7 protein-coding genes and 1 other RNA gene are annotated in these 9,412 nt (G+C 31.7%); 4 read left to right on the forward strand and 4 right to left on the reverse strand.

Translation table 11 applies throughout. The annotated features are described in order from the left end of the window. The first annotated feature begins 16 nt into the window (after positions 1–16). Positions 17–387, forward strand: an RNA gene (rnpB, locus tag ACH2CG_RS12585) — RNase P RNA component class A. Here the strand turns inward: rnpB and ACH2CG_RS12590 are convergent. Together ACH2CG_RS12590 and ACH2CG_RS12595 are read right to left on the reverse strand one after the other, a co-directional pair. Further along, positions 386–1,072 (reverse strand): response regulator transcription factor, encoded by a 687-nt coding sequence (locus ACH2CG_RS12590; protein WP_395065719.1) that lies wholly within the window; start codon positions 1,070–1,072, stop codon positions 386–388. The genes rnpB and ACH2CG_RS12590 overlap by 2 nt on opposite strands. Before the next feature lie 2 nt (positions 1,073–1,074). Next, positions 1,075–2,427: a sensor histidine kinase gene (locus ACH2CG_RS12595; RefSeq protein WP_395065721.1), complete on the reverse strand. Its 1,353-nt coding sequence runs from the start codon at positions 2,425–2,427 to the stop codon at positions 1,075–1,077. Between the two features lie 125 nt (positions 2,428–2,552). Here ACH2CG_RS12595 and ACH2CG_RS12600 point away from each other — a divergent pair, with 125 nt between their 5' ends. Both ACH2CG_RS12600 and ACH2CG_RS12605 read left to right on the forward strand, forming a co-directional pair. Further along, the gene (locus ACH2CG_RS12600; protein WP_395065723.1) at positions 2,553–4,628 is read left to right on the forward strand and encodes an outer membrane beta-barrel protein; all 2,076 of its coding nucleotides are present in this window, start codon (positions 2,553–2,555) and stop codon (positions 4,626–4,628) included. Positions 4,629–4,694: 66 nt separating this feature from the next. After that, entirely contained in the window at positions 4,695–5,360 is a 666-nt protein-coding gene (locus tag ACH2CG_RS12605) for an FAD-binding oxidoreductase (protein ID WP_395065725.1), read from the forward strand. A 31-nt stretch (positions 5,361–5,391) separates the two neighbouring features. On the opposite strand, the gene rsmD is transcribed toward ACH2CG_RS12605, so the two are convergent. Both rsmD and ACH2CG_RS12615 read right to left on the reverse strand, forming a co-directional pair. Next, on the reverse strand, positions 5,392–5,949 hold the full coding sequence (rsmD, locus tag ACH2CG_RS12610; protein WP_395065727.1) for a 16S rRNA (guanine(966)-N(2))-methyltransferase RsmD: 558 nt from the start codon (positions 5,947–5,949) through the stop codon (positions 5,392–5,394). Then, complete coding sequence (locus ACH2CG_RS12615) at positions 5,946–6,746, reverse strand: DUF3822 family protein (protein WP_395065729.1); 801 nt, start codon at positions 6,744–6,746, stop codon at positions 5,946–5,948. Before ACH2CG_RS12615 ends, rsmD begins: the two co-directional genes overlap by 4 nt. A gap of 397 nt (positions 6,747–7,143) precedes the next feature. Here ACH2CG_RS12615 and ACH2CG_RS12620 point away from each other — a divergent pair, with 397 nt between their 5' ends. Beyond that, positions 7,144–8,568 (forward strand): ATP-dependent RecD-like DNA helicase, encoded by a 1,425-nt coding sequence (locus tag ACH2CG_RS12620; RefSeq protein WP_395065731.1) that lies wholly within the window; start codon positions 7,144–7,146, stop codon positions 8,566–8,568. Positions 8,569–9,412 lie beyond the last annotated feature (844 nt).

A 9,412-nucleotide genomic window follows, 5' to 3' on the forward strand; every position in this document is an offset into this window, starting at 1 on the left:
AAAAATCTACCTTTGCATTGCAGATCGCCTTATCGCTTTATGCTGAACTCGTTTCAGTATCTTAAGTTTTTAAATTAAATTCACAAGATTCCGAATCAAGTTCGGAATAAAGAGGACAGTCCGGACACCAAAGAGTAGTATAGCGGATAACATCCGTCGGTTCAAGAAATTGAATTAGGACAAGTGCAACAGAAAGTATGTACAGGTAATGCTGTAGTGAAACCAGGTAAACTCTATGCGGTGAAATTTCAAGTATATCGACATTCAAGGATTACTCGTCCGTTGTCGAAGGGTAGAAAGATGGAACTTGTGAGCAATTGCAAGTCTAGATAAATGATAAGGCATCTTTATTGATGACAGAATCCGGCTTATAGGTCTGCTTTTTTTATAAAATTTTAAACTCCAAACCAATATTTCGAATACTTTCAATAGAAATTGTAGTATCTTCTATTAGGTATTTCCTGAGTTTACTGATAAAAACATCCATACTTCTTCCAGAGAAAAAATCATCATTTTCCCAAACGGCTTTCAAAACTTGTTCGCGTTTTACCAAATGATTTTTATGTTGAAATAGAAAGAGCAATAACGACGCTTCTTTTTCAGTAAGTTGTTGTGTTTTTTGACTTGATTTTAATTCAAATCGATTAGTGTCAAAAGTAAAAATTCCAATTTCAATCTGATTCGGAAGTGCATTTGAAAGACTTCTTTTTTCGGTCCGTTTGATAATATTGGTCAATCGCAAAACCAATTCATCGGCTTCAAAAGGTTTTACAATATAATCGTCGGCACCCAATTTCAAACCTTTTATTTTATCTTCATTCTGATTTCGTGCAGTCAAAAACACAAACGGAATTTCAGGATTGCAATCAACTATTTTTTCTGCTAAAGTAAAACCATCAATTTTAGGCATCATTACATCTAAAACGCAAATATCAAAAGAGTTTTTTTTGAATAAATCCAAGGCTTCTTCGCCATCTTTTGCCCAAATCACACTAAAGTTTTGAAGTTCTAAATATTGTTTTAAAATCGCTCCAAAATCAATATCGTCTTCTGCTAAAAGTATCTTTCTCATAATTATACCGAAGGAATACTAATAGTAAATAAAGCACCTTTTCCTAAATCACTAACGACTTTTATCGAACCTTTATGCGCTTTTATAATTTGATCTACATAATACAATCCAAGACCTAAACCTTTTACAGTATGCAAATTTCCTTGTTCGACACGATAGAATTTTTCAAAAAGTAAAGGTTGCTTGTTTTTCGGAATTCCAATTCCGTCGTCTTGAATGCTAATCGTAAATTGGTCTTTTCTTATGTCCGTTTTAATGGTGATATTTTGGCAACCATATTTTACTGCATTTTCTAAAACATTAGTAATAGCAGTTGTTAAATGAAATTTATCCAATAACGAATTGAGTTCTAAAGTTGAAAGTTCCGATTGAATTTCAACATTTGGATAAGCCAAATGAAAATCATCGAGAATAGTTTTTACCAACAAATTTGGTTTTACTTTTTCTTTTTGCAATTCGATTTCTTCAAACCCTAAAGAATTGTTCATCACTTGATCGACAATGTTTTGCAAACGAATGTTCTGACGGCTTATAGTTTCAATAACCGAATTCATAATAGCCTCATTTTCTTTAACTTCTTTGCGTTCCAATATTTTAGTCGAAACCGATAACGTAGTTAAAGGTGTTTTCAATTCGTGCGTAATGTTGTTGATGAAATCAGTTTTTACATCGCTAACTTTTTTCTGTTTGATTAATGCTCTAATGGCAATAACAAATAACGAAATCAAAATAACCATCGACAAAATAGACAAAATCAAAATGGTTGCCATGCGTTGCAAAATAATTTGCTCCCAATTTTTTACCGAAACAAACAAGGTTTCTTCTGTTAGTAATTTATAATTGGAAGTTCCATCAGTTGTTCCGACATAATTTCTAACCGAAAAAGCATCGTCCAAAGAAGCTAAATTTCCATAAAGAATATTACCAATAACAGGTTTTTCCGAAAAGATGGTATCCGACTTTTGTGCCGAATTAAAAACAATAAACTTATTAGTAACTACTGCAAAATCGATTTTGTTTTTCGGAAATTCAAGGTTGATTTTTCTTCGTAATAATTCGGTTAAAACATCACGATATGGATTGGCTAATAAGTTGCTTTTAAGTTGTGATTTGTAGTTTTTATTCTGAATATAATTATCCAATAATCGTTTGTAATAAATGTCTTTACTATTCATTACAGTCGAATCTAAATCGGTAAAATCGTTGGTTATTTTGGCAATTTTTTCTTTTACTTCGGTATGAAATTGCTCCACTTTATACTCATAAGTAGTTTTTACCAAATAGTATTGTATAGCCATAAGTGCTATCAAAACCACAGCAGAAAATCCAATTAAAAGATTGATTTTTTGTTTCATATATAAATTTCAACACCTCAAAAATAAGGCATTTATTTTTAAAATTAACTTTTAACCTTGCATTAACTTCCAATTAACTTTCGGATTTAAAAGGTTGAACCATTTTTGCATCAAATAAAAAGGATATGAAAAATAAGTTTTATGTTTTGCTGGTAATTTTGTTTACTCAAATTACTTTTTCTCAAGAAACTCCAAAAGTGTTAGATACAATTACTATTAAAGGTCAAACCAAAACATTTGCAATCAAAAACGGAAATCTAAAAGTTGATGTTGCCAATTCTATCTATAAATCCATTTCAAATCCAGTCGATTTATTGGCAAAACTTCCCAATATCCAAATCAGTCCTGATAAAGAGAAAATTACAATTATCGGAAAAGGAACTCCAATTTTGTACATCGACAATCAAAAAGTCACCATAAACGATTTGAATTCGCTCTCAGTTGACGATATAAAATCCATCGAAATCATTAAAAATCCATCTTCCAAATACGAAGCCGAAGGAAGAGTTGTAATCCTTATCACCAGAAAATTGAGTAAAAAGGAAGGATTCAAAACTATAGTTTCAGAAAATGCTTCGTGTCAAAAATACTTCAATAATTATTTCGGAATCAACTCCAATTTGAAGAAGAACAAGTTCGAATTCAAAGCCAATTTCAATTACAACCAAATCACAGTTTGGGAAAAAAATGGTAATGATTTTACAATTCCAGCCAATGACATTATTTCAAATTATTTAGTAAAAGCCATTACAAGAAGACCTCAATTTATTTTTGGAACAGGCGTTTTTTATAAAATCAATGAAGACGATTATTTGTCAATAAATTTCAATCTAAGAACCCAGAAAGACATTTTTGACATTACAACCGACACGTATAATAAAAATCAAAGTACCATCAATTACATAAATACATTAAACGCAAATGATGAAAATCGAAAGTTAACCAACGGATTTGTAAACTACAATCACAAAATTAAAAGCATTGATGCGTTGCTTTTTTCGGGTTTTCAGTATTCCAATTTTAATCAGAATATCACAAGTGCAATTTCTAATAATTACAATAATAATGGATTTGAATTTACGCAAAATAGAAATCAGAAGATAGGAATTTCTGTTTTTTCAGGAAGAATAGATTTTGAAAAAGAATTTAAAAACAAAATGAAATTAGAATTGGGAGCGCTTTATCTTCAAGCCAATTCCAATACGGATTTCTTAATTGAAAACTTAAATCAATCTACTTTTTCAAAATACAAGTATAAAGAAGAAAATAGTGCAGCTTATTCGCAACTTTCTGGAAGCATAAAAAAAGTGAATTACTCTTTCGGTTTGCGAGTAGAAAATACCATTGTAAAAGGAAAATATGCGTCAGAAAATAATGTAGTAGTAGATAAAAATTACATTAATTTATTTCCGAAAACCTCAATCGAAATTCCAATTGACAGCACCAATACTATTATATTCAATTATGCCAAAAGTATTTCTCGCCCTAATTTTTCAACAACCAGTCAAGTTTCGGCTTATATAAATCCGTATTTTGTTTGGTCGAATAACATCAATTTAGATCCAACTAGTACCGACGAAATTTCATTGAATTATCAATACAAAGAGAAGTCAATTAGATTGAGCTATACCAAAATGAGTAATCCTGTTTATTATGCTACTTCGTATAATGAAACTCAAAATATACTCACATTTCAAACGGCTAATTTCAATAAAGAATCTGGTTTTAATTTAGAATTTACGTTGCCTTTCAAATATAAATTTTGGTCAACCACTAATACTATCAGCGGAATTTTAAACAAAATTGAAGACAAACAATCCGTTGTAAATGCATCCAAACCTTATTTGTATTATTATTCCAATCATATTTTTAAACTTCCAAAAGAAATAGAAATCGTTCTAACAGGTTGGGGTTTGACCCATCAACAAGAAGGAATTTTTGAACGAAATGCTCTTTTTACAATGGATTTTACAATATCTAAAACCTTTTTCAAAAATTTAGATTGTACTATAAGTTACAATGATATTTTCAGGCAAATTAAGTACCGAGAAAATTTCACAATTAACGGAGTTTCGGCAAAAGGCATTTATTATACCGATGCTAATTTGGTTTCATTTTCTGTAAAACATACATTCGGAAAAATTAAAAAATCAGAGTATAAAGAAAAAAGCGTTGACGAAAATTCAAGTAGAATTAGGTAATGAAAAGAATTCTGTTTACTCATTATAATTTATTATATTTGAATAAATCTTAAGTGTAGTAAATATATGAGTGTTATAGTTAAAGTTTTAGAAGCCCGATTTATTACCCATAATGTGAAAAAATTTGTAGTAGAAAAACCATTAGATTTTGTTTTTATTCCAGGTCAAGCCATCAACATTTCAATTAATTTACCTGAATGGAAAGACAAATTAAGACCGTTTACTTTTACCAGTTTAAATGATGCTAAATCGCTCGAATTTATGATTAAAATCTATGATGATCATAATGGAGTTACTAATATGTTGGGAAAAACAAACGCAAGTGACGAATTAATTTTGCACGATATTTTTGGAGCAATTCAATATGATAAACCAGGAGTTTTTATTGCTGGCGGAACTGGAATTACGCCTTTCATAGCTATTTTTAGAGAACTGTATAAAAACAATAAGTTGCGAGGAAACCGATTAATATACACCAATCAAACAGCCGAAGACATTATTGCTGGAGAAGAATTGCTAAGAATGTTCAAACAAGATTTTGTAAATGTATTGACACGACAAGGAATTGTTGGCTATGTCGGAAAACGTATTGACCGTAATTTCCTTATTGAAAATATAATCGATTTTAGTCAAAATTTCTATGTGTGCGGACCAGATAATCTTGTGAAAGATATAGTACGAAATTTAACAAACTTAGGTGCCGAACCCGAAACATTAATTTTTGAAAAGTAATTTAAATTTCGTCTTCTTCATCTTCATGTTCTTAATCATCTGATTCATCTGATTCAAATTCAAAAAACGAAAAAACCGAACCACCATAATTCTTCTGAAACGAATAATGCATCATGTGATTCAATTTGGTATGTTTGGAATGTTCCATAATCATCATGCCTTCTTCGTCTAAAAGTTCATTTTCGAAAACCAATTCAATTAGTTTTTCAAATTCCTTTTGAGCAATTCCATAAGGTGGATCAGCAAAAATAATATCGTAACTTCCTTTGTGTTTTTCTAAAAACTTGAAAACATCATTTTTAATGGCAGTAATATTCAAGTCAAATTCTTTGGCAGTTTTCTTAATGAAATTTACACATCCCATATCGCCATCAATACTCGTAATATTGTCACAACCACGCGAACCAAACTCATAACTAATGTTTCCAGTTCCAGAAAATAAATCCAAAACCTTCAATCCCGAAAAATTGAAATGATTGTTCAGCACATTAAACAAGGCCTCTTTACTCATGTCAGTTGTTGGGCGAACAGGTAAGTTTTTTGGCGCAGTAATTCGGCGTCCTTTGTATTTTCCAGAAATGATTCTCACGAGTGAAGTAGTATAAAGTGTTCGCGGTTTTCTTTTTCCGTGAAATTATTTTTAAAATCAGAAACATCAAACAAAGAAATATTTCTAATGTATTTGTATGCCATTTGATAAAAAGCATCGGTTTCAACAATTCCTCCAAGCAATTCCAATTTGAAATTTTCTGGATTCAACTGCAATTGTTCAGCAGTAAAAAGAATGTAGTAAATAAAATCCTCCGGAGTTTTGTATTCAAACGAATTACTCAAATGCAACTTCTGATTTTGAACCACAATTATCTCAAAATGACTTTCACTCACATGAACAAACATTTTGCGTTCCTCATTATTCTTAGATAAATCCAACAATTTCGAAACCAAAATACTATTCGCATGCTTGTATTCAAACGAACCATATTGGTCAATAAAAAAATTATTCATGTTCACATACGGAATATAAACATTGTTCATCTCATATTTATCCAATTCATCGAAAGTAAAAAAATCCGTTTCAAAAACCTTGGTATTGTATTGCAAATAACTACCCAAAAACTCTTCATCAAACAAAGCCGAAGGAACAAAAGTCGATAAATTATTACTGTGAACTACCACAACTTCATCATAATCATGATTCAATTCTGGATTTTCTCTAAACACCGAAGCAAACAAATCTTCAATCTTAGCACTGCGCTGAAAACTGTCAAAATGAATATTTTGCAACACCATTGGTGTATCACTCAAAGTATCAAATACACAAAACGACAAACCATTCAAAGAAACTTGAATCGCTAGTTTTTTATATGTTTTGTCCGTGATATTCATTTTTAGGAAAAGATTTTTAACACCGCAAACTTACAATTTTTATTTTTAAGGAGCGAATGGTTTGGGCATTTCTATAAACCTTATTCCTGCTTTCCGCGTTACACGGTAACTGCTCCAATCAGGGCTAATCAGCAATCCATTTGCACAAAATCAGATTTCCAAAACAGTTTTTTTTAAAATCCGCGACAATCCGTTCCATCCGTTTCATCCGCGTTCCATTATTCTATATAATCTAACCAAATCGAAGCGCCTTTACCACATAAAAAATCTATGTTTCTATCTGGTTTAAAAAACTCCGCTAATCAGTTTTCATCTTCTTTCATCTATGGCAAAAAAAAACAAAATCCTTGCGAACTTTGCCTAAAACTTTGCGTACTTTGCGGTTAAATATTTCCAAGTGGCAACCAAAAACTTCTATTCCATTCTATCCCAAAACTTTCCGTTTAATCCCACGATTAAACAAGACGCCTTCTTTCAAAAAATTGCAGTTTTCATCACCAATGTTAACAACGACAGCATTTTTGTGCTAAAAGGATATGCCGGAACAGGAAAAACCTCCGTAATTTCAACCATAGTAAACAATTTAATCGAAGTCAATAAAAAATATGTTTTGTTGGCGCCAACAGGTCGTGCTGCCAAAGTCATTGCCAGTTATTCCAACAAACCAGCATTTACAATCCACAAGAAAATCTATTTTCCAAAGAAGTCGAGTGGTGGCGGAGTGGCTTTTACCATGCAACAAAACAAACACAAAAATACCATTTTCATAGTCGATGAAGCATCAATGATTTCAGATGTTGCCGCCGAAAGCAAAATGTACGAAAACGGTAGTTTGCTAGACGATTTAATCTCCTACATCTATAGTGGTGAAAATTGCAAAATGATTTTACTTGGTGACACGGCGCAACTTCCGCCAGTGAATTTAGATATTTCACCGGCATTAAACACGGATACTTTAGAATTAAATTACGATAAAAAAGTAGATTGGATCGAACTCGACGAAGTAATGCGCCAAGAACTAAACTCCGGAATTCTATACAACGCCACCGAATTACGCGAATTGTTGAAAGACAGTTTCATCACCGAATTCAAATTTAAATTACGTGGATTCAAAGACATCGTTCGCCTTACTGATGGATACGATATTCAAGACGCCATCAACCAAGCGTACAGCAATTATTCTATTGAAGATACTGCGTTTATTGTGCGTTCCAACAAAAGAGCCAACCAATACAACGAACAAATTAGAACCAAAATCCTTGACAAAGAAAGCGATTTATCTACAGGCGATTTCTTGATGGTCGTGAAGAATAATTATTTTTGGTTGAAAGAAAAAGACGAAGCTGGTTTCATTGCCAATGGCGACATCATCGAAGTATTAGAAATTTACAGTTTCAAAGAGTTATATGGATTCAAATTTGCCAAAGTCAAAATACGAATGGTCGATTATCCCAACCAAATTCCGTTTGAAACCGTTTTGATTTTAGATACCATAAAAAGCGAATCACCATCCTTAACTTACGAGCAATCCAACCAATTGTATGAAGAAGTGATGAAAGATTACGAACATCTTACAACCAAATACGCCAAATTCCAAAAAGTAAAAGAAAACGAATACTTCAACGGATTGCAAGTAAAATTCTCTTACGCCATAACCTGCCACAAAAGCCAAGGCGGACAATGGAATACCGTTTTCATAGAACAACCGTATTTACCAGAAGGCATCGACAGAGATTACATCCGTTGGTTGTACACCGCAATTACAAGAGCAAAAGATAGATTGTATTTGATTGGGTTTAAGGACGAAAGTTTTTTGGAGTAATATAAATAACTTAGACTAGAAAATATAAAGCAAACTAAATAATTAGTATAAAGTTCGAAGTAAAATTAGAATTTTTTATGGTGGTTTGTGAGAAAATTGTTATATTTGGGTTTGTTATATGTTACTGTTTGTTATTGCAGTTGCGTATATTAGGAAGTTGGTGGAAATCGTATGAGAAAATATCGCAAATTGAATAATTTCAGATAATTAAAACCGAAAATAAGGAGTTGTAACAGAAAAGTTTGGCGCATAAAACTGAACTTTGAAAAGCAGAAACTTGAAAATTTAGACACATAAAAACTGAACTTTGAAAAGCAGAAACTCGAGAAGTTTGACGCATAAAACTGAACTTTGAATTGCAGAAACCTGAAAAGTTTGACGCATAAAACTACACTTTGAAAAGCAGAAAATTGAAAAGTTTAACGCATAAAACAGAACTTTGAATTGCAGAAACTTGAAAATTTGGCGCATAAAAACTAAACTTTGAAAAGCAGAAAATTGAAAAGTTTAACGCATAAAACTGAACTTTGAAAAGCAGAAACTTGAAAAGTTTGGCGCATAAAAACTAAACTTTGAAAAAATTTTGGCATTTAGATTAAGTGAAAACTAACCGAAAAATAACGACTTCCACCAACAGCGGCTTCAAGAAATGGCGAGGCACGGGATTTATCATAAACTGGAAAGGTTATTAATTAAAAGTTTTGTTTATATTTGTGAAGGCTTGGTCTTGGTTTATCGCCATTTCTTGAAGCCGCGAAACGTCAGGCTGTGAAAAAACCTCATTTTCATTTATTTCTAACTTCATATCGCTGCTATAAACTTATTTTAAGCAAAGCTAATTTTC

It is taken from the genome of Flavobacterium sp., from assembly GCF_043778725.1.
GTDB lineage: Bacteria > Bacteroidota > Bacteroidia > Flavobacteriales > Flavobacteriaceae > Flavobacterium.